Here is a 20,533-nt window from a genome sequence, read left to right on the forward strand (position 1 = left end):
GCGCAGCCGCAATCGGCACAGCCCCGCGCCCCTTCGGGGCACTGCGTCACTCCGGTACCAGCAGGCGGGCCGTTTCGCCCGGGCCCACCGATACGAGCCGGTCGCCCAGGCGGATGTCGATGGGTGAGCCGTGGGAGTCCGGTACGGCGATCTCCAGTCGGCCGCTGCGCAGGCGCAGGTGGACGCCCCAGTGGCCGTGGTAGCGCAGGGCGAAGCCGTAGGAGGAGAGTTCGGGCAGCGGGACCGGGTCGAGGCACAGGGCGCCGTCGCGGGTCTCCAGGCCGGTCAGTCCGCGCTGGACGAGGTCGAGGGTGCCGGCCATGGCGCCGAGGTGGATGCCCTCACCGGTGGTGCCGCCCTGCAGGTCGGCGATGTCGCCGCGCAGCGCCTCCTGGACGAAGGCCCAGGCGTCGGCCCGGCGGGCGCGGGTCAGGACCCAGCCGTGGACCAGGCCGCTCAGGGTGGAGCCGTGGCTGGTGCGGTGCAGATAGTGGTCGACGGTCGCGGTCCAGGTCCGCTCGTCGAGGTGGTAGCCCAGCCGGTGGAAGAGGCAGCGGAGTTCGGGCGCGGAGAAGAGGTAGCCGAGCATCAGGACGTCGGCCTGTTTGGACGCCTTGTACCGGTTGACGGTGTCGCCCTCCGCCTCCAGGATGCGGTCCAGGCGCCGGATGTCGTCGTACCGCTTGCGGTAGTCGTCCCAGTCCAGTTCGGCGAGGTCGTCGTAGCCCTCGAACTGGCTGATCACCCCGTCGTGGAAGGGCACGTGGAGGGACCGGGAGATCTCCTCCCACTCGGCGAGCTCGTCCTCCTCCAGGCCGGCGCTCTCGAGGAGTTCCTGGCGGCGCGGCTCGGGCAGGACGCTCAGCAGGTCCAGGGTGCGGGCCAGCACCCAGGCGGCGGTGACGTTGGTGTAGGCGTTGTCGTCCAGGCCCGGTGCGGCCGCTCCGGGGTAGGCGTCGTGGTACTCGTCGGGACCGACCACGCCCCGGATGCGATACCGGCTCAGACGGGCGTCGTATCCCGCGTAGTCCGCCCAGAAGCGGGCGATCTGCAGCAGCATCTCGGCGCCCTCGCCGTGCAGGAAGTCGATGTCGCGGGTGGCCTCGCAGTACTGCCAGATGTTGTAGGCCACCGCCGAGCCGACGTGGTACTGGAACCGGGTGTTGTCGGGCAGCCAGCGACCGGAGCGGGGGTTGAGATGGAATTGCTGGGTCTCCTCACGGCCGTCGCTGCCGCTCTGCCACGGGTAGAGCGCGCCGCACCGGCCGATTTCCCCGGCCGCGCGGCAGGCGGCTTCCAGGCGCCGGTGCCGGTAGTGGAGCAGGGCGCGGGAGACCTCGGGGAGGTGCAGGTTGAGGTAGGGCAGGACGAAGAGTTCGTCCCAGAAGACATGGCCGCGGTAGGACTCGCCGTGCAGTCCGCGCGCAGGGACGCCGACGTCGAGGTCCGCCGTGTGCGGCGAGAGGGTCTGCAGCAGGTGGAACAGGTGCAGGCGCAGGATGCTGCCCGCCTCGCCGGGGACCTCCAGCACGGTGCGCCGCCACAGCTGCTCCCACGCCGTGGCGTGCGTCTGCAGCAGTTCGTCGAAGCCGGGGGCGGCGACGATGTGGTCGACGGCCGCGTCCAGCGGGTCGCCGATGGCGGGGTCGTGGGAGGTGTACAGCGCGACGGTCTTGTCGACGGTGACGGTACGGCCCGGCACCAGGCGCAGCCTCATGTGCTGGACGGCCCGCAGGGGTTCGGGCACGGTCGTCACCGGCGCGTCGGCCGTCATCCGGGCGGCGAGACCGCATTCGATGCTGGAGGTACGGGTGTGGCAGCGCAGCCACACGGTGCCGTGCGCGGCGATGCCGGTCCGGATCCGGGTGAGGTGCCGGCCATCCAGCTCCCGGTAGCGGGCCACGCCGGAGTTGGTGACCCGTCCGTCGAGCGCGGACTCGACGTCCAGGTGGGCTCCGTTGCCCTCGACGGTGAACTCGGTGCGCAGCGCGGCGAGATGGGGGTCGCCCAGATGGACGAGGCGCAGCTGGCGCACATGGAGCGTGGCGCCGCCGTCGAGGGGGTAGCTGGTACGGCGCTCCAGCAGGCCGGGTTCGAGGTGCAGGATCTGGTGGTGCTCGGTGACGGGGGCGGTGTCCGGGGTGAGCCAGGCGCCACCCGCCGGACGGAAGCGCAGCGGCAGCCAGTTGGGGAGGTTGACCATGTCCTCGTTCTCGACCCGGCGTCCGGCGACCTCGGAGGTGAGCCGGTCGTAGCAGCCGGCCACATAGGTGCCCGGGTAGTGGATGTCGTCCGCGGTGCACTCGGGCAGCGCCCCGCGCGTGGCGAAGTAGCCGTTGCCCAGGGTGCACAGCGACTCCCGCAGGCGTTCCTCCTCGGGCCGGTAGCCGTCGTACTCCCAGGTCGGGCCCGTCACGGTCCCCCTCGGACAGCAGGCCGGCGAGTACCCGGTCGGGGGTGAGGGGCAGTTCGCGGAAGCGGATCCCGGTGGCGTGGTGGACGGCGTTGCCGATGGCGGCGGCGGTGCCGACGATGCCGATCTCGCCGATTCCCTTGCTGCCCATGGGGTTGAGGTGGGGGTCGTCCTCGTCGATCCAGTCGGCCTCGACGGCGGGGACGTCGGCGTGCGCGGGCACGTGGTAGGAGGCGAGGTCGGCCTCGGTGAAGTCGCCGAACGGGAGGTCCATCGTGCTGTGTTCGGTGAGGGCCATCCCGAGGCCCATGGTCATGCCGCCGGTGAACTGGGAACGTGCGGTACGGGTGTTGAGGATCCGTCCGGCGGCGAAGATGCCGAGCAGCCGGCGCACCCGGGTCTCGCCGGTGACGGTGTCGACGGCGACCTCGGCGAACTGGGCACCGAAGGCGTGCCGGGCGTAGGGGCTGTCGGCGTCGGCCCGTCCGGCGGTGTCGGCGCGGGTCTCGATGCCGTCGGCGGGCAGGGGTCCGGCGTGCGCGGCGAGCCGGGTCGCCAGCTCGGCGCACGCCTCGTGCACGGCCCAGCCCCAGGAGGCGGTGCCCATGGAGCCGCCGGCCAGCCATGCGGAGGGCAGGTCGCTGTGCCCGATCTCGGTGCGGACCCGGTCGAGGGGCGCGCCGAGGGCGTCGGCGGCGATCTGGGCGAGGACGGTACGGGCCCCGGTGCCGATGTCGGTCGCGTTGATCCGGACGGTGAAGGTGCCGTCGGGCAGGGCCCGGGCGGTCGCGGTGGCCGGGACGGCCGCGGCCGGGTAGGTGGCCGCGGCGACGCCGGTGCCGAGGAGCAGCGGGCCCTCGCGGCGGATGCCCGGACGAGGATCGCGCTCGGCCCAGCCGAAGCGGCGGGCGCCCTCGCGCAGACACTCCACGAGGTGCCGGCTGCTGAACGGTTTGCCGCTGTCGGGCTCCCGCTCGGGTTCGTTGCGGATGCGCAGTTCCACCGGGTCCGTGCCGAGCGCGTCGGCGAGTTCGTCCACGGCCGACTCCAGGGCGTACATGCCGGGTGCCTCGCCGGGGGCGCGCATCCAGGACGGGCTGGGCACGTCGAGCGGGACCACCCGGTGGGAGCTGAGCAGGGCCGGGGCGGCGTACATGACCCGGGCGGGCACCGCGGCCTGCTCGATGAACTCCCGTACCCGGGAGGTGTGGGTGGTCGCCTCGTGCAGTACGGCGGTCAGCCGGCCGTCCGCGTTCGCGCCGAGGCGGAGTCGCTGCAGGGTGGGGGCGCGGTGGCCGACGGTGGTGGGCAGGTGGCGGCGGGGGTAGGCGAGGGTGACGGGCCGGCCGGTGCGCTGGGCGGCCATGGCAGCGAGGACGACGTCGGGGCGCGGGGTGCCCTTGGAGCCGAAGCCGCCGCCGACGTGCTCGGTGACGACGGTGATCCGGTCCTCGGGCAGCTCGAACAGCTGGGCGAGCACCTCCCGCACGGTCGTGCCGCCCTGACTGGAGGTGTACACGGTGAGCCGGTTCCCGTCCCAGTGGGCCGTGCTGGTGTGCGGCTCCATGGGGTGATTGTGCAGCGGCGGCACCCGGTAGGTGACATCGACGCGGACCTCGGCGGCGGCGTAGGCGGCCTCCGGGTCGCCGTGCTCGACCCGGCCCGGATAGCCGGCGTTGGTCTCCTCCGGCTCGTAGGCGTCCGGGTGACCGGGGTCCAGCTCGGCCTCGTGCGGTTCGACCGTGTAGGCGACGCGCACCGCCCGCGCGGCGGCGCGGGCCCGCTCCAGGGTGTCGGCGACGGCCAGGGCCACGCACCAGCCACGGTGCGGCACGTCCGGGCCCTGGAGGACGGCCAGCGTCGCGTCCTCGGGCGGGGCGAGGCGGGGGCGTCGCCGGGGGTGAGGACGGCCAGAACGCCGGGCAGGGCGAGGGCGGCCGAGGTGTCGACGCCGGTGACCCGGCCACGCGCGATCGCGGCGGGCACGGGCCAGGCGTGAGCACGGCCGGGCAGACTGTACTCGGCGGCGTAGCGGGCCGCACCGGTGACCTTCTGCCGCCCTTCCCGCCGCTCGACGGAGGTCCCCAGGGCCCTGCCGCCCGCCTGCCGCCGGACGTCCCCGAGCTCGACAGGAGCGGCCACAGAAGCACCGGCGCCGGAGCCCACTCCCTCCCGGCGCTCACCGGAGACACCCGGGGTGCAACCGACGGCCGGCTCCCGCCCTGCCCGCCACTCACCAGGAGCACCCGCCGAAGTCCCGGGGCCCGAGCCCGGCCCCACCCCGCGCCCGCCGGAAGCACCCAAGGCGCAGCCGAGCGCCGGCTCCCGCCCTGCCCACCATTCGGCACGAACACCCGCGGGCGCGCCGGAGACCGAGTGCCGTCCCTCCCGGGGCCCGTCGCAAGCGCCCGGTGTAGAGCGGGCCACCGGCTCCCGTCCTGCCCACCGCTCAGCAGGAGCACCCGCCGAAGTCCCGGGGCCCGAGCCCGGCCCCACCCCGCGCCCGCCGGAAGCACCCAAGGCGCAGCCGAGCGCCGGCTCCCGTCCTGCCCACCGCTCAGCACGAGCACCCGCGGGCGCGCCGGAGGCCGCGTCCGGTCCCGCCACGCGCTCGCCGGGGGCCGTGTGCCGTGTGTGCCGGTGTTCTGCGGGGGTGCCCGGGGAGTTGCCGGTCATGGGTTCCTCCTGGTCTGCTCGCTTCTTCTGCGCCGGCTCAGGCCACCGCCGGTGCCGGGACGAGGCGGTTCAGGACGTCCAGGGCGAGATTGCGGGCGAGGGGCACCTTGTAGGCGTTGTCGGGCAGCGGCTCGGCGTGTTCGAGTTCCAGTGCCACGGCTCCCTCGAAGGCGGCGGGGGTCGCGGGGGCGCCCAGCAGGGCCGCCTCGGTGCGGCCGGCCCGCCAGGGCCGGTGGGCGAGCCCGCCGAAGGCGATCCCCACCTGCGCGACGACGCCGTCCGCGACCCGCAGCACGACGGCCACGGAGGCGAGCGCGAAGGCGTACGACGCCCGGTCGCGGGCCTTGCGGTAGGCGGACGGGACGCCGGCGGTCGCGGCCGGGAGCAGCACGCCGGTGATGAGTTCGCCGGGCCGGATCCAGGTGTCCCGATCGGGATGGGCGCCCGGCAGCCGGTGGAAGTCGGCCGCCGGCAGGCGCCGGATGCCCTCGGCGCCGTACAACTCCACCCGGGCGTCGAGCGCGGCGAGGGCCACGGCCATGTCGGACGGGTGGGTGGCGATGCAGTGTTCGGAGTGGCCGAGGACCGCGTGGTCGCGGTGGACGCCCTCCCGGGCGCCGCAGCCGGTACCGGGCTCGCGTTTGTTGCAGGGTTTGTCGAGGTCCTGGAAGTAGGGGCAGCGGGTGCGCTGGAGCAGGTTGCCGCCGGTGGTGGCGGCGTTGCGCAGTTGCCCGGAGGCGCCCGAGAGGAGCGCCTGGGACAGCGCCGGGTAGCGGTCGCGGACGCGCGGGTCGGCGGCCAGGTCGCTGTTGCGGACGGTGGCGCCGACGCGCAGGGAGCCCTCGGGCAGTTCCTCGATACCGTCCAGCGGCAGTCCGCCGAGGTCGATGAGGACGGCGGGGCGCTCGACGCCGAGTTTCATCAGGTCGACCAGGTTGGTGCCGCCGGCCAGATAGCGGGCGCCGGGGTGGGCGGCGTATGCCTCGACGGCGTCCTGGACGCTGCAGGGCCTGAGGTATCCGAAGCCGTTCACCGGATCACGTCCTCCACCGCCTCGACGATGCGCGGGTAGGCCCCGCACCGGCACAGATTGCCGCTCAGCCGCTCGCGGATCTCCGCCCGGTCCAGCGGGACGGGTCTGCCGGAGGGGGCCACGGGGTCGGTGACGTGGGAGGGGTGACCGGCGGCGGCCTCGGCGATCATGCCGATGGCGGAGCAGATCTGCCCCGGCGTGCAGTAACCGCACTGGAAGGCGTCGCGGTCGAGGAAGGCCCGCTGCAGCGGGTGCGGCTCCTCGCCGTCCCCGCCGAGGCCCTCGACGGTGGTGATCTCGCTGCCGTCGAGGGCGACCGCGAGCAGCAGGCAGCTGTTGACGCGGCGTCCGCCGGCCAGCACCGTGCAGGCACCGCACTGGCCGTGGTCGCAGCCCTTCTTCGACCCGGTGAGGCCTAGATCCTCGCGGAGCAGGTCCAGCAGGACACGCCGGTTGTCGACGTGCAGGGTGTGGGGCTTTCCGTTGACCCGGAGGGTGATCACCGAGTCGGGAGGGAGCTGGTTTTCGCTGGTCATGGCAGGGGTGGCCTTCCGGACGGGCCTGGTGTCCGTCCCGACCGCGTATCCACGCGGCGGCGCCTCACACGTCCGGTGGGCCACACCCTTCCCGCACGGGCGGCTCAGGGGTAGCGGACCAGGTCCGCCACGTTGCCCGAGGAGTTCGACGGTCCTCCGGTGGTGTTGATGACGTGACCGATGGTGCCGGTGCCGCCCAGGGAGACGGTGACCATGCTGGTGAAGTGGACGTTCGGGTTGTTCGGCGCCTCGATGGCACGGTCGGCGGTGACACTCGGGTTGACGTTGAAGTAGCAGTAGCTGCCGAGGCCGTACGCCTGGTGGCTGGTGACGGAGTCGGCGACCTTGTAGGCGGCGTAGCCGCGCGTGGAGCCGTTCATCCAGGCGGCCTGGTCCGGCGGGTCGTAGGGCATCTCGTTCTGGAAGAAGTAGGTGCGGCCGCCGTTGCCGTTCCAGAGCACCTGGTACTTCTGGAAGTGCTCCACGAACAGGCCGTACATCGTCACGTCGTCGCCGTTGACGACGAGCCCGGTGTCGGCGGTGTTGCTGGTCCAGCCGACGCCGCTGCCGTGGTCGGCGCGCCAGATCCACATGTGGTCGCCGATGACGTTGTCGCTGTTGACGACGAGGCTGGTGGCCGCCTTGCCGACGCCCGCGCCTCCGATGCGGAAGTAGACGTCGTGCAGGGAGGTCGGGTCGGCCGCGTGGGAGGCGGTGGAGCCGGCCGGCCCGACCTCGAGCAGGGTCTTCGAGCTGGTGGTGCCGGCGTCGAAGAGCAGGCCCGCGAGGGTGACGCCGTCGACGTCGGCGACGGTCATCGCGGTGATGCCGTTGTCGGGGACGAACGTGGCGAGCCCGAGGCCGAGGACGACCGTGTCGGGGCGGGTCACCTTCAGGGTCTGGTCGAGGTGGTAGACGCCGGGCGTGACGAGCAGGTTCTGCCCCGCCGCGAGCGCCGCGTTGATCTGTGCGGCACTGGCGCCGGGCTTGACGACGTAGAACCGGCTCAGCGGCAGGGAGGTGCCGGACGGGCTGCCGCTTGTCCAGCTGGTGCCCGTGCTGCCGGAGCGCACGGACGGCACGAACACCTGGTAGGCGCCGGAGCCGTCGACGTACAGGTACGGCTTCTCACGGGTGACCGGGCTCTGCGCGACGCTGGTGTACGGCGGGTGGGGGAAGCTGGTGGCGGGCACGCCCTGGCTGCCGACGAACACCATGTTCCAGTTGGACCCGGTCCAGCTGCCGAGCTGGGAGTTGCGGGTCAGCCACTGCTGCTGGGTGCCGGAGTCGACCTGCCCGTCGACCTTGCTGTCGGCGAGGTAGCCGCCGGAGGACCAGCCACCGTCGTCGAGGGCGAGGTTGCCGCGCAGATGCATCCGGCGGTACGGCGCCGCCTGCGAGACGGCCCAGCGGTCGCTGCCGTTCGTGGGGTTGACGGAGAGGTTCTCGGCGCCGCGCCAGAAGTTCTGGGTGGCGTTGCCCTGGAACCAGTCGGCCTCGGCGTGCACGGCGCCGTTGACCGAGACCGCGTCCGGGGTCAGGCCGAGGCCGAGCACCTGGGTGTAGAAGCCGACGTTGACGTCCGCGCTGTAGGCACCGGGCTTGAACAGGACGGCGTAGCGCTGGGAGCCGAACTGGTCGGTCTCCTGCTGCTTGAAGATGGAGTCCAGCCTGCTCTGGATGGTCGAGGACGACATCGACGGGTCGAACACGACGACGTTCGGGCCGAGGTCGGGGTCGCTCGTGGACTGGGTCACGGGGACCACCTGGAAGCGCTGGGCGGCGGTGCCGTTGCAGGTGTACTGCGCGAACTGCGTGCTGTCGGCGAGCGAGGCGCCGGGGTCGTCCAGGCACTTGCCGCTGTTCTTGTTGACGAAGTGGAAGGCGCCGCCGCCGTCGTCCACGGCCTGCCACTGCTGGTTGGCGCCGCCGCCGTAACTCCACAGCTGGATCGGCGCGTTGTCGGCGGTGGACACGTCGGTGACGTCCACGACCTGGCTGGTGTTGTTGCGGTTGTCGATGTGGACGAAGCCGTTGCCGGCGTCGGTGAAGCTCCACTGCTGGGCCGTGGTGCCGTTGCACGCGTACTGCTGGACGACGGTGCCGTTGGCGGTGGCGGCGGCCTTGGCGTCCAGGCACTTGCCGCTGGCGGCGTTGATGACGGTCGCGAAGCCGGTGGGCAGCGCGGCGGCCTGGGCGGTGGCGGCGTGCGCGCGCCCGGCGGTGCTCAGGGGCGTCGGCGCGGCGGTGAGCAGGGCGGCAGCCGCTGCGGTGACGAGGGCGACGGCCGCTGGTCTGCGACGTGGATGAGGAAACACGGGTTCTCCTGCGGGGGTTCAGCCGGTGTAGCCGGCGAAGACGCGGGTGTAGTCCCAGTCGGACTGGCTCACGCCGGAGCAGCTGTCGGCGGGACCGCCGGTGCACGGCCGGTCGCGGTTGGCGGACCAGAAGGTGAGCCGGGCGAGGTGGTGCGTCTGCGCGTAGGCGAGGATGGTCCGGAAGTCGTTCACCGTGACGGTCTCGTTGTTGTCGGTGATGCCGTTCATGGACGAGATGCCCATGTCCCGGTAGGCCTGGTCGTCGCTGTAGTGGTAGGCGTTCTTCAGCGCGTTCTTCAGTCCCTCGGCCGCCCGCGTGGTGAGGTTGCCCATGTTCTGTCCGGCGCCGCCGAAGTCGAACGGCATGATGGCCCAGGCGTCCACGCTCAGGCCCGAGGAGGCGGCGCGGTCGATGAGGCTGGTGTCGGGCCCGCTCTGTCCGGTGCCCTGGGTGATGTACACCTTCAGCCCGGGGTTGTTCGCCTTCACGCTCTTCAGCGCGTCCACGGTCCGCTGCTGCACGGTGGCACTGCTGTAGGCGTCCGCCTCGATGTCGATGTCGATCGCCTTCAGGCCGTAGGTGTCGATGACCTTCTGGTAGGCGGCGGCCAGCTCGCCCGCGCTGGAGCAGGAGCTCTCCAGCTTGTTGCCGCTGTAGCCGCCGAAGGACGGGATGATGTCGCCGCCGTTCGCCCGCACGGTGTCGACGGTCCGCTGGTCGGCCCCGCCGGTCAGCGGGCGGCTGCCGTCCCACTGCGGGTTGCAGTAGCCGTTGCTGAGCACGAAGGCGAGGGTGAACCACTTCACGCCCGTGGCCTGGGTGATGGTGGTGGGGTCCGGCGGGCTGCCCCAGCCGTTGTAGAGGTACGGCGCGACGGCCATCGGCGTGGCCGGGGTGGTGCCGCCGCCGGCCGCGGGTGCGGTCCACTTCTGGTTGGCGCCGCCGGAGCAGCTCCAGATCTGGATCCGGGTGCCGTTGGCGGAGTTGTCGTCGGTGACGTCCAGGCACTTGTTCGCCTGAGGGTTGACGATGTCGTGGGCGGAGGTGACGGTCCACTTCTGGTTCGCGCCGCCGGTACAGCTCCACAGCTGCGCCTTCGCGCCGTCGGCCGTCGAATCACCGGTCACGTCCAGGCACTTGCCGAGGGCGCGGATCGTGCCGTCCGCGCCGACGGTCCACTGCTGGGCGTTGGTGCCGTTGCAGTCGTAGAGCTGGACGGGTGTGCCGTCGGCCGAGTTGGCCCCGGCGACGTCGAGGCACTTGCCGGCGAGCCCGGTGATGGTCCCGGTGCCGGCCTGGGCGGGGGAGGCGGTGAGCAGTCCGGCGGAGAGCGCGAGTACGGCGACGGAGACTGCCGTGGGCAGAGGTCTGGCCATGCGGGGGGTGGCCTTTCGTGTGGGGGGTGCGACCCAACACCGGGGAGCAGAGTGGGTGTTGAGGCGTCCGTAGGCTTTGTTTAAGGCGTGAAACTAAAGGTACGGACCACCCGCGTCAAGTGGTGTGACAGACGTTCACTACCGTGGGCCGCCATGGGCTATGACACCAGCTTCCATCCCGTCGACCTGCCGCTGATCGAGCGACGGCTGCTGCCGTATCTCGCCGGTCACGGAGACGACGACGGCATCGACGACCTGATCGCCCGCGCCGTCGGCATCCGCAGGAACCGCTTCCGCGCCAAGGCCTGGGCGCTGGGCGTACTGGAGCACACCGCCGACGACGAGAGCCTCGGGTTCGAGACACGACTGCACCTGTGGGGCCGTCCCTTTCTCATCGTCGGGGACGGTCCGGAGCAGATCACCGAGGCCATGGTCCGGTATCTCGCCGCCTCCGAGGAGGAGGTGGACACCATCGCGCTCGAGATGATCGGCCGGCTCGACCCCGCACTGCCCGGAAAGGTCCGGCCCGATACGGACGGGCAGTTGCCCGGCGATGCCGCGATCGCGCACGGCCTCGCCCACCCCTTGCGCATCCTGCGCGGTGCGGCGCTGGCGCTCCGCGCGGGCACACCGGTCGTACGGCACCCCTCCGACGGCAGGGAGCTGGACGCGGCCCGGCTGCTGACCCGCGAGGTCCCGTTCACGGTGCTGGAGTTCGCCGCCGCCCTGCTGCCGGGCTGGATGTCCCGTGGGTACACCTGGCCCACCCGGCTGTGCGCCGAAGCCGGCCTGGCCGCCGAGGGCTTCACCGCACCCACGGCGCTGGACGGACTGCTGCGCGCGGAGTTCCCCGGCCTGACGTGGCCCGAACCGCCCGCCACGATCGTCGGCAACTACTCGGTCGGCGGCCTGGTCCCGGCATCCGCGACCGGCGGGGCTCGCGCCCATCTCGCCCGGCAGCAGGGCCGGTTGACGTGTGACCCCGTCGATCTGCGCAAGATCGACGAGGCCCTGGGCGTGGCCGGCCGTCTCGGTGTCGCCTTCTGCGAGGCCACCGAGGTCTACAGCGGCCTGGAGGGCAACCTCAACTGACCGCCACTTCGGCGTCCGGCTGCGCCCGCCCGGCGAGCCGGGTCCGGGTCAGGCCAAGGGCACCTCGGCAGGCTCGGCCGGCTCTCCCACCGCTTCCACCGCGGCAGTGCTCCGCCCCGCGAACTGGGTCCGGTACAGCTCCGCGTACCGCCCCTGCGCCGCCAACAGCTCCTCGTGCGTGCCCCGTTCCACGATCCGCCCCGACTCCACGACGAGGATCAGGTCGGCGGCGCGGACCGTGGACAGGCGGTGGGCGATCACCACGGCCGTGCGGCCCTCCAGGGCCTCGGTGAGGGCTTCCTGGACGGCCGCCTCGGAGGTGTTGTCGAGATGGGCCGTGGCCTCGTCCAGGATGACCACGCGCTGACGGGCCAGCAGCAGCCGGGCGATGGTCATCCGCTGGCGTTCTCCGCCGGAGAGCCGGTAGCCGCGCTCGCCGACGACCGTGTCCAGGCCGTCGGGCAGGGACCGTACGACCTCGGCGAGGCGGGCGCGGCCGAGGGCGTCCCAGAGGTCCTCGTCCGTGGCGTCGGGGCGGGCGAGGAGGAGGTTGGCGCGGACCGTGTCGTGGAAGAGGTGGCCGTCCTGGGTGACCATGCCGAGGGTGCCGCGCAGCGATGCGGCCGTCAGGTCGCGCACATCCACCCCGCCGATGCGGACGGCGCCCGCGTCGACGTCGTACAGGCGGGGCAGCAGCTGGGCGATGGTGGACTTGCCGGCGCCGGAGGAGCCGACGAGGGCGACGGTCCGACCAGGCTCGGCGCGGAAGGAGACGCCGTGCAGGACCTCGGAGCCGCCCCGGGTGTCGAGCGCGGCGACCTCCTCCAGGGAGGCGAGGGAGACCTGGTCGGCGGAGGGGTAGGAGAAGTGGACGTCGTCGAACTCGACGGCGACCGGGCCCTCGGGGACCTCTCGGGCGTCCGGCTTCTCCTCGATGAGCGGCTTGAGGTCCAGCACCTCGAAGACCCGCTCGAAGCTGACGAGCGCGCTCATCACCTCGACCCGGGCTCCGGCCAGCGCGGTGAGCGGGGCGTACAGGCGGGTCAGCAGCAGGGCGAGGGAGACGACCGCGCCGGCCTGCAACGTGCCGCGCAGCGCGAACCAGCCGCCGAGGCCGTAGACGAGGGCCAGCGCGAGGGCGGAGACCAGGGTGAGGGAGGTGATGAAGACGGACTGGGCCGTGGCCGTGCGGACGCCGATGTCACGGACGCGGGCGGCGCGCGCCGCGAACTCCGCCGACTCCTCCTCGGGGCGGCCGAACAGCTTCACCAGGGTGGCGCCGGGGGCGGAGAAGCGCTCGGTCATCCGGGTGCCCATGGCCGCGTTCAGCTCCGCCGCCTCCCGCTGCATCCGGGCCATCCGGCTGCCCATGCGCCGGGCCGGCAGCACGAACACCGGCAGCAGAACCAGCGCCAGCAAGGTGATCTGCCAGGACAGGGTGAGCATCACCACGAGAGTGAGCAGCAGGGTGACCAGGTTGCTCACGACGCCCGACAGGGTGTTGGCGAAGGCCCGCTGGGCGCCGATCACATCGTTGTTGAGACGGCTGACCAGCGCTCCCGTACGAGTCCGTGTGAAGAACGCGACGGGCATGCGCTGCACATGATCGAACACAGCCGTTCTGAGGTCGAGGATGAGTCCCTCCCCGAGCGTCGCCGACAGCCGCCGGCCGAGGATGCCGAGCCCCGCCTCCCCGAGCGCCACCAGCGCGATGAGCAGGGAGAGCCGGACCACGGTGCCGGAGTCGTGCCCCGCCACGATCGCGTCGACGACGCGCCCGGCGAGCATGGGTGTGGCCACGGCGAGCAGCGCGGTCACCACCCCGAGCAGTACGAACCGGACGATGCCCGCGCGGTGCGGGCGGGCGAAGGCGGCGATACGGCGCAGCGTGGCGCGGGCGAACGGACGGCGCTCGGACTGTGCGTTCATCACGCTGTGCAGCTGCATCCATGCAGTGGTCTCCATGCTCATGGAAGAGAACGTAGAACCTCAAGCTTCGTTGAGGTCAATGTCCGTCTCTTTTCACCCGCACCGGCGTCCCCGCTGCCCGACGCCCCGAAGCCTCCGAAGGCCCCGATGACCACAGCCTGTAAGCCGGAGTCCGCGCATCCGCCACCCGCCGTTGGGGCGGCGCGGAAAGCCTCTGCGGATGTGACTGCCGTCCCGCTTCCCCCACGGCCCCGGGGACGACTCCCCCGTCGCGTCCCCGTCCGCCAGGTGCTGTGCCTGGTGCCGCTCGTGCTCGTCGCCGTGATCGCCGTACGCAACCGCTCGCTGCTCGCCGAGGGCTTCGGCCAGCTGCGCACCGCCGACTGGCCGTGGCTGCTCGCGGCGGCCGGCGCCACCTGCCTGACCTGGGTGGCCGCCGCGTTCACCCGTCAGGGCGCGGTGATGCAGCCGCTGCCGAAGGCGCGCCTGCTGGCCACCCAGTTCGCGGCGGCCTCGGCCAACCACCTGCTGCCCACCGGGCTGGGCGCGGGCGCGGTGAACCTGCGCTTCATGACCGTGTGCGGGGTGCCCCTCGCCCGCTCCTCGGCCGCGCTCGCCCTGTATCTGCTGGCCGAGTCCGTGGGCCGGCTCGGTCTGCTGGCGGCGCTGCTGTTCGCCTTCCCCGACGCGCTGCGTCTCGGCCCGCTGCTGCCGGACGGCTCGACCCTTCCGCTGCTGCTGGGCGCGGCCGGCCTGCCGGCGCTGGCGGCGGCCGTCGTGGCCCTGGTACGGCCGCTGCGCAGGCGCGTGTACGGGTTCCTGCGGGACGCCCTGGGCGAGGCGCGGTCGGTGCACACCCGGCCGTCCCGCGCCCTGGCCCTGTGGGGCGGCTCGCTGGCCTTCCCCGCCCTGCAGGCGGCCGGTCTCGCCGCCGTCGGCCAGGCGCTGCGGCTGCCGGTGCCGCCGGCGCACATGGCGCTCGCCTACCTCGCGGCGACCGTCGCGGTGGCGCTGGTGCCCACACCGGGCGGCCTGGGCTCGGTCGAGGCGGCGCTGATCGTGGCCCTGGTCGCGGTGGGCGGCCCGGCCGCGGTGGCCACGGCGGTGGTCCTGGCCTATCGCATCATCACGGTGTGGGTGCCGCTGCTGCCGGGGGCGCTGACGCTGGGGGCGCTGGTACGGTTCAAGGTCATCTGAGGGTTCGGGGTCACCTGGGGTTCGGGGTCACCTGGGGTTCGGGGTCACCTGGGGTTCGGGGTCATCCGGGGCAGCATGGCCTTCCGGACCAGACGAAGGAGGGCCTTGCCATGCCGGTTCGCGTGGAGCGCACGGGTTACGTCACCACGGTCGTCCTCTCCCGGCCGGAGGCCCGCAACGCCGTGGACGGGCCGACGGCGGCGGAGCTCGCCGCCGCCTTCCGGGAGTTCGAGGCCGATGACGACGCCCGGGTGGCGGTGCTGTGGGGTGAGGGCGGCACGTTCTGTGCGGGCGCGGACCTCAAGGCGATCGGTACGGAGCGCGGCAACCGGGTGGCCGAGGACGGTGACGGGCCGATGGGGCCGACCCGGATGCGGCTGTCGAAGCCGGTGATCGCCGCCGTCGCCGGGCACGCGGTGGCGGGCGGTCTGGAACTGGCCCTGTGGTGCGATCTGCGGGTCGCGGAGGAGGACGCGGTGTTCGGGGTGTTCTGCCGCCGCTGGGGTGTACCGCTGATCGACGGCGGCACGGTACGGCTGCCCCGGCTGATCGGCACCGGCCGGGCCATGGACATGATCCTCACCGGCCGCCCGGTGCCGGCCCGCGAGGCCTACGAGATGGGGCTCGCGAACCGCCTGGTGCCGACGGGACACGCCCGCGCCGAGGCCGAGGCGCTCGCGGCGGACATCGCCCGATTCCCGCAGGCCTGCCTGCGCGGCGACCGCGCGTCGGCCCTGGACCAGGAGGGGCTGGACGAGGAGACGGCGCTGCGGGGCGAACTCCGGTACGGCATGGGCGTGTTGGCGGAGAGCGCGGAGGGCGCCGCCCGGTTCGCCTCGGGGGCCGGGCGGCACGGCTCGTTCAGCGAGATCTGAGCCGAGGCGCGTTACGGCGCTCCAGAGGCCCGGTCCACTCACCCGACACTCACCCGCACCCCACCGCCCTCCGGATCGACGAGCCCCGTCCAGCGTGCGCCGAGGGTCAGCGTGCGGTTCGGCAGCACGGTCCCGAACCCCGACCGCTCGCGGTACAGACCCAGCCGCCCTGATGAACCCTCAGGACCGCGTTCGCACACGACACCGACAGCCGCCCCGCTCACCCGACACTCACCCGCACCCCACCGCCCTCCGGATCGACGAGCCCCGTCCAGCGTGCGCCGAGGGTCAGCGTGCGGTTCGGCAGCACGGTCCCGAACCCCGACCGCTCGCGGTACAGGAGCCGGCCGTTCTGGTGGACCTTCAGGACGGGGCGGGTCAACGCGACGCCGGTGCGCAGGACGTAACGGGCGGGCGGGCCGGCCGGGGTGATGCGGTTCGGGGCGATCCAGCTCAGCGGGGCCTCGACGGTGAGCGGGACTCCGGGGCCCGGCCAGGAGCTGCCCGCCAGGAAGTCCAGGACGGCACCGGCCGCCCGGGCACCCTCGCCTGCCGCGGTGCCGGCGGGCTCTACGGCGTGCAGGACGTTCCCGGCGGCGAAGACTCCCGGGCGCGAGGTGTGCAGGGCGCCGTCGACGGCGGGGCCGCGGGTGCCGGGGTCCAGGGCGAGGGCGCCGCGGCGGGCGAGTTCGTGGTCCGGGATGAAGTCGCCGGTGAACACGACGGTGTCGCAGGCCAGGACGGTGGTACGGCCGTCGCCGTGGCGGACGCGGACGCCGGACAGGCGGCCGTGGCCGAGGAGTTCGGCGACCGTGGTCCGCGTGAGCAGCGGAATGCCGTGGCGCAGCCGGGCCGACTGGGCGCGGGCCCGGCCGGTCTGGGCCCGCCCGTGCTCCGTGACGAGGGCGACGACCTCGGCGCCGGCCGCGCGCACGGTGTCGGCTGCCGCATACGAGACGTTCTCTGCGCCGACGACGACCACGCGGGTGCCGATGCCCTGCCCGAACAGATGGACCGCCTGCTGGAGTTCACCGGTGGTGTAGACACCGGCGGGGCGGGTGCCGGGCACCAGCCGAGCGGGACGCGGACGCTCCCGGGCCCCGGTGGCCAGGACGACGGCCCGCGCCTCGATGGTCTCCGGCCCGCCGGGGCCGACGGCGGTGAGCACCAGGCGGTGCTCCCGCCCGAGGCCGGCCGTGCCCGCCGCCACACCCCACCCGCTTCCGGCCCCCACCACCGCCGCGAACGCCCTGCCCGCACCCCCGCCCGACACACCAGGCCCAGCCGCGAACACCCCGGCCGCACCCCCGTCCGAGTCGCCCAGCCCAGCCCCGAACACCCCAGCGGCACCCCCATCCAAAGCGCCCGGCCCGACCCCGAACACCCCAGCGGCACCTCCATCCGAGGCGTCCAGGCCCGCTACGAACGTCCCGGCCGCACCCCCATCCAAAGCGCCCGGCCCAGCCCCGAACACCCCAGCGGCACCCCCATCCGAGGCACCCGACCCAGCCACAAACACCCCGGCCGCACCCCCGTCCGAGGCGTCCGGGCCCGCCGCGAACGTCCCGGCCGCACCCTCATCCATAGCGCCCGGCCGAGCGAACACCCCGGCCGCGCCCCCATCCGGCACACCCAGCCCCGCCGCGAACACCCCGGCCACCGCTGGGTCCGGATCGTCCCCAGTTGCCGGTGGTCCGGCAGCCGCCCAGTCCAGGACTGTCACCCCGGGCCGGATCACCGCGCCCGCCCGCTCGGCGGTCTCGGTCAGCAGGCGGGCGTACGCGGGGCCGGTCAGCGGGCGCGTCCACGTGCCGAAGCCGCCGTGCGCGCAGTGCCGGGGAACTCCGCCGGCCGACGCCTCCCGCTCCAGGACCTCCACGCGTCCCACACCGGCGGCGGCCAGCCGTGCCGCGGCGGCGAGTCCGGCGGGGCCGGCGCCGACGACGAGGACGTCGACCCGGCGCAGGCTCGTCATGGCCGGCTCCTTCCGAACGGCTGCCCGGCGGACCGCTTGCCCGCCGCCAACTCGCCCTCGGGAAGGCCCCGAAGGCCACGTTCGAACAGCTCCCGCACCATCGCCCCGCAGTAGAACCCCTGACACCGGCCCGCCCGCGCCCGGGTGCGGCGGCGCAGGCCCTCCAGGGTGCGGGGCGGGATCGTACCGGCCAGGGCGTCGCGGATCTCTCCGCGGGAGACGCGTTCGCAGTGGCAGACGAGGCGGCCGTACTCGGGGTCGGCGGCGATGAGTTCGGGCCGCTGGTAGGGGCGTGGGAAGGCCTCGCCGAGGTTGGGCAGGGTCACCGGTTCCGGCTCGCGCGCCGGGCCGAGGCCGAGCCCGGCGTCGGCCAGCAGGCCGGTGACATGGGCGGCGATGGCCATCGACGCGGTCAGGCCGGTGGAGCGGATGCCGCCGACGGTGACGTACGCCTGCTCGGGGTGGGCGGCGATGCGGTAGTCCTCCTGCCCGGTGGCCGCGCGCAGCCCGGCGTAGACGGCGGTGACCTCCTCGTCGAGGAGGGCGGGGAGGATACGGCGGCCCTTGGCCCTGAGGCCGGCCAGGCCGTCGGTGGTGGAGCCGGTGGCCCGCTTGTCGTCCAGGTCCTCGGCGGTGGGGCCGAGCAGCACGTTGCCGTAGACGGTGGGCGCGACCAGGACGCCCTTGCCGAGCGCGGTCGGGACGGGCAGGAGGATGTGCCGCACGAGCGGGCGGGCGAACTTGTCGTACACCAGGAGCTGGCCGCGGCGCGGGGTGACGGTGAAGTCCTGGTGGCCGAGCAGCCGGTCGACGGTGTCGGCGTGCAGTCCGGCGGCGTTGACCACGTAGCGGGCGCGCAGCGGGCCGCGGGAGGTGTGCAACAGGTGGTCGTCGCCCCGGCTCATCTGCTTCACCGCGGTGTTCAGGTGCAGGTCGGCTCCGGAGCGGACCGCCTGGGTGGCGTAGGCCAGGGTCGTCGTCCACGGGCAGATGATGCTCTCGCCGGGCACGTGCAGGGCGCCCAGCGCACCCGGGCCGAGGTGGGGTTCGCGGGCGTACAGTTCGCCGGGGCCCAGCAGGCGTGCCTCTCGGTAGCCGTTGCGCTCGGCCTTCTCGGCCAGCCGGGGCAGGGCGACCCGCTGTTCCTCGTTCCAGGCGACCAGCAGGGCGCCGACGCGTTCGACGGGGATGCCGGACTCGGCCGCGTAGGCGCCGAGCCGGTCGTAGCCCTCGCGGACCAGCCGGGCCTCCAGGGTCCCGGGGGCGGCGTCGAAACCGGTGTGCAGGATCGCGGTGTTGGCCTTGGAGGTGCCCTGGCCGACGTCGTCCTGGGCCTCGACCAGGGCGACGCTCAGGCGCGGGTGGCCGGCGAGTTCGCGGGCGATGGCGCAGCCGACGACACCGGCGCCGACGATCGCGACGTCGTACGTCCGGGTGGGCAGCGGGCCCTCCGCGGTGACGGTCATGTGCCGAGCAGGGCCGCGACGGCGGTGCGGAACCGGGCGCGGCGTTCGGCGGCCTGGTCGGCGGTGATGCGGGGTTCGTACACGGCGGCGGGCTTCCCGTCGGGCAGGGCCTGTTCGACGCCCAGGGTACGGTCCGCGCCGAGGCGGGCTAGGGCGGCCGCGCCGAGGGCGGTGGCGTCGGGCAGCGCGGACACCTCGACGGGGCGTTGCAGCAGGTCGGCCTGGGTCTGCAGGAGCAGGGCCGAGCGGGTGAGGCCGCCGTCGACGCGGAGGGTGTGCAGCGGGGCGCCGAGGTCGGCGGCGGCCGCGTCGGTGAGTTCGGCGACCTGGGCGGCGATGCCCTCGCACAGGGCCCGCACCAGGTGGCCGGGTCCGGTGTCGAGGCCGAGCCCGGTGAGGGAGCCGCGCAGGTCGCCGCGCCACCAGGGGGCGGCGAGTCCGGCGAGGGCGGGGACGAAGGTGACGCCGCCGCTGTCGGGGACGGCGCCGCCGACGGGGTCGAGGTCGGCGGCGGAGGAGATGACCCCGAGGCCGGTGAGCCAGCGGACGGCGGAGGCGGCGGTGTAGACCTGGCCGTCCAGGCAGTAGGCGGTGGTTCCGGCGAGCCGCCAGGCCACGCAGGAGACCAGGCCGGAGGTGCCGCGCCGGGGGCGGTCGCCGGTGTGGGCGAGCAGGAACGCGCCGGTGCCGTAGGTGCACTTGGCGGCGCCGGGTGCGGTGACGCGCTGGGCGAGCAGGGCGGCCTGCTGGTCGACGCACAGTCCGGTGAGCGGGATCTCGCGGCCGAACGCCGTGGTGGTGCCGATGTGCTGGGCGTTGTCGGTCACCTCGGGGAGCCGTTCGTCCGCCAGGCCGTACACCTCCAGCGCCCTCGGCGACCACTGGGCCCGGTCCAGGTCGAGGAGCTGGGTGCGGCCGGCGGTGGCGGCGTCGGTGACGTAGGCGCCGGTGAGCCGGTGGACCAGCCAGGCGTCGGAGGTGGTGACGACGCCCTCGCGGGTGAGCCGGCGGCGGATCCAGGCCATCTTGGGCGCCGCGAAGTACGGGTCGAGGGGCAGCCCGGTCAGCTGCCGCAACTCCTCGGCGTGGTCGGCGAGTTCGGTGCACACGGTCTCGGCGCGCCGGTCCTGCCACACCAGGGCGTCGGTGAGCGGGCGGCCGTCGGCGGGGTCCCAGGCGAGGACGGTCTCGCCCTGGTTGGCCAGGCCCAGCGCCACGACGTCCGTGCCGGCCTCGGCGAGCGCCCGCCGGCCGGCGTCGACCACGGAGTCGTACAACTCGGCCGGGTCCACCTCGACCAGCCCGCCGGGCAGGTACCTGGGGCGGACCTCGGCGAAGGCGGAGCCCAGCACGCCGCGTTCCGGGCAGACCACCAGGGCCTTGGTGCCGGACGTGCCCTGGTCGACCGCGAGCACCGGCCCGGTCATCGCACCCTCTTCCGCTTCGCCCCGACGATCACATCGCGTCAGCCTGCCGTCGCACCGCGTCCGGCGTCAAGCTTCTCCGGGCGTTCAACTTGCCTGGATAAATGGTTGAGTTGGCAACAATGGCAAGGCGGAACCCGCCCCTCTATAGTGACCGCCGACCAGCGTGTAACACCTCGATCGCCGCCCACAGGAGGGCTGTTGTCACGCCACCCCGCCATC

At 73.6% G+C, this 20,533-nt stretch carries 12 protein-coding genes and 2 pseudogenes; 3 read left to right on the forward strand and 11 right to left on the reverse strand.

Features of this window, described 5'->3' with window-relative positions:
• Window positions 1-46 precede the first annotated feature (46 nt).
• From BFF78_RS05750 to BFF78_RS05775, 6 genes and pseudogenes are all read right to left on the reverse strand, one after another.
• On the reverse strand, window positions 47-2,416 hold the full coding sequence (locus tag BFF78_RS05750; protein WP_069777268.1) for a glycoside hydrolase family 65 protein: 2,370 nt from the start codon (window positions 2,414-2,416) through the stop codon (window positions 47-49).
• Window positions 2,417-2,429: 13 nt separating this feature from the next.
• Window positions 2,430-4,501, reverse strand: a pseudogene (locus tag BFF78_RS42720) (xanthine dehydrogenase family protein molybdopterin-binding subunit); the annotation flags it as partial.
• 625 nt (window positions 4,502-5,126) lie between these two features.
• On the reverse strand, window positions 5,127-6,122 hold the full coding sequence (locus tag BFF78_RS05760) for an FAD binding domain-containing protein (RefSeq protein WP_069777270.1): 996 nt from the start codon (window positions 6,120-6,122) through the stop codon (window positions 5,127-5,129).
• Window positions 6,119-6,658: a (2Fe-2S)-binding protein gene (locus BFF78_RS05765; RefSeq protein WP_069777271.1), complete on the reverse strand. Its 540-nt coding sequence runs from the start codon at window positions 6,656-6,658 to the stop codon at window positions 6,119-6,121. Before BFF78_RS05765 ends, BFF78_RS05760 begins: the two co-directional genes overlap by 4 nt.
• A 104-nt stretch (window positions 6,659-6,762) precedes the next feature.
• A complete protein-coding gene (locus BFF78_RS05770) occupies window positions 6,763-8,976 on the reverse strand; it encodes an RICIN domain-containing protein (RefSeq protein ID WP_069777272.1) in 2,214 nt (737 codons plus the stop codon).
• A gap of 18 nt (window positions 8,977-8,994) precedes the next feature.
• Entirely contained in the window at window positions 8,995-10,353 is a 1,359-nt protein-coding gene (locus tag BFF78_RS05775) for a lectin (protein ID WP_069777273.1), read from the reverse strand.
• A 153-nt stretch (window positions 10,354-10,506) separates the two neighbouring features.
• On the opposite strand from BFF78_RS05775, the gene BFF78_RS05780 reads away from it, so the two are divergent.
• Window positions 10,507-11,445, forward strand: coding sequence for a hypothetical protein (locus tag BFF78_RS05780; protein WP_069777274.1), 939 nt, complete (start codon window positions 10,507-10,509; stop codon window positions 11,443-11,445).
• 48 nt (window positions 11,446-11,493) lie between these two features.
• Here BFF78_RS05780 and BFF78_RS05785 read toward each other — a convergent pair whose 3' ends face one another.
• Window positions 11,494-13,410 (reverse strand): ABC transporter ATP-binding protein, encoded by a 1,917-nt coding sequence (locus tag BFF78_RS05785; protein WP_069783406.1) that lies wholly within the window; start codon window positions 13,408-13,410, stop codon window positions 11,494-11,496.
• A 186-nt stretch (window positions 13,411-13,596) separates the two neighbouring features.
• On the opposite strand from BFF78_RS05785, the gene BFF78_RS05790 reads away from it, so the two are divergent.
• On the forward strand, window positions 13,597-14,571 hold the full coding sequence (locus BFF78_RS05790) for a lysylphosphatidylglycerol synthase transmembrane domain-containing protein (RefSeq protein ID WP_069777275.1): 975 nt from the start codon (window positions 13,597-13,599) through the stop codon (window positions 14,569-14,571).
• 110 nt (window positions 14,572-14,681) lie between these two features.
• Window positions 14,682-15,446 (forward strand): crotonase/enoyl-CoA hydratase family protein, encoded by a 765-nt coding sequence (locus tag BFF78_RS05795; protein WP_069777276.1) that lies wholly within the window; start codon window positions 14,682-14,684, stop codon window positions 15,444-15,446.
• A gap of 220 nt (window positions 15,447-15,666) precedes the next feature.
• On the opposite strand, the gene BFF78_RS05800 is transcribed toward BFF78_RS05795, so the two are convergent.
• The 4 genes and pseudogenes from BFF78_RS05800 to BFF78_RS05810 form a co-directional block, all read right to left on the reverse strand.
• Entirely contained in the window at window positions 15,667-16,860 is a 1,194-nt protein-coding gene (locus BFF78_RS05800; protein ID WP_418346746.1) for an NAD(P)/FAD-dependent oxidoreductase, read from the reverse strand.
• Between the two features lie 270 nt (window positions 16,861-17,130).
• Window positions 17,131-17,421, reverse strand: a pseudogene (locus BFF78_RS42725) (FAD-binding protein); the annotation flags it as partial.
• Entirely contained in the window at window positions 17,418-18,887 is a 1,470-nt protein-coding gene (locus tag BFF78_RS05805) for an FAD-dependent oxidoreductase (protein ID WP_069777277.1), read from the reverse strand. The pseudogene BFF78_RS42725 and the gene BFF78_RS05805, both read right to left, overlap by 4 nt.
• The gene (locus tag BFF78_RS05810) at window positions 18,884-20,314 is read right to left on the reverse strand and encodes an FGGY family carbohydrate kinase (RefSeq protein WP_069777278.1); all 1,431 of its coding nucleotides are present in this window, start codon (window positions 20,312-20,314) and stop codon (window positions 18,884-18,886) included. Before BFF78_RS05810 ends, BFF78_RS05805 begins: the two co-directional genes overlap by 4 nt.
• Window positions 20,315-20,533: the final 219 nt, after the last annotated feature.

This window comes from Streptomyces fodineus, from assembly GCF_001735805.1.
Taxonomy (GTDB): domain Bacteria; phylum Actinomycetota; class Actinomycetes; order Streptomycetales; family Streptomycetaceae; genus Streptomyces; species Streptomyces fodineus.

Coding starts and splice junctions, on each gene's coding strand:
- BFF78_RS05765 (WP_069777271.1), bottom strand. CDS start 6,658: ATGACCAGCGAAAACCAGCTCCCTCCCGACTCGGTGATCACCCTCCGG.
- BFF78_RS05775 (WP_069777273.1), bottom strand. CDS start 10,353: ATGGCCAGACCTCTGCCCACGGCAGTCTCCGTCGCCGTACTCGCGCTC.
- BFF78_RS05795 (WP_069777276.1), top strand. CDS start 14,682: ATGCCGGTTCGCGTGGAGCGCACGGGTTACGTCACCACGGTCGTCCTC.
- BFF78_RS05780 (WP_069777274.1), top strand. CDS start 10,507: ATGGGCTATGACACCAGCTTCCATCCCGTCGACCTGCCGCTGATCGAG.
- BFF78_RS05785 (WP_069783406.1), bottom strand. CDS start 13,410: ATGGAGACCACTGCATGGATGCAGCTGCACAGCGTGATGAACGCACAG.
- BFF78_RS05805 (WP_069777277.1), bottom strand. CDS start 18,887: ATGACCGTCACCGCGGAGGGCCCGCTGCCCACCCGGACGTACGACGTC.
- BFF78_RS05810 (WP_069777278.1), bottom strand. CDS start 20,314: ATGACCGGGCCGGTGCTCGCGGTCGACCAGGGCACGTCCGGCACCAAG.